The 242-nt window shown below is 40.9% G+C and carries 1 protein-coding gene; it reads left to right on the top strand.

The features are described 5' to 3' along the window. The coding region (locus tag RYX56_RS24720; protein WP_317124435.1) for a cation:dicarboxylate symporter family transporter at window positions 1–242 on the top strand (242 nt) is incomplete at both ends.

The raw sequence follows: 242 nt of genomic DNA, 5'->3' as shown, positions 1-242 counted from the left end.
CTAAATTTTACCATTTCAATATCTTTAGCTTCCTAAAATATATTAAAGATGAAATCCTGCTTGTTTTAGGAACCTCCTCTTCCGAATCGGCTCTGCCAAAAATGATGGAGAAGCTGGAGAGCTATGGCTGTTCAAAATCAGTAGTGGGGCTTGTTGTGCCAACAGGTTATTCCTTTAATCTCGATGGCACCTCGATTTATCTTTCAATGGCTGCGGTATTTATTGCCCAAGCCTACGGAGTC

This window comes from Alkalihalophilus lindianensis (assembly GCF_032843265.1).
GTDB classification, from domain to species: domain Bacteria; phylum Bacillota; class Bacilli; order Bacillales; family Bacillaceae_D; genus Alkalihalophilus; species Alkalihalophilus lindianensis.
Note: the sequence above shows the minus strand (reverse complement) of the source record. Positions and strands in the feature narration are given on the sequence as shown.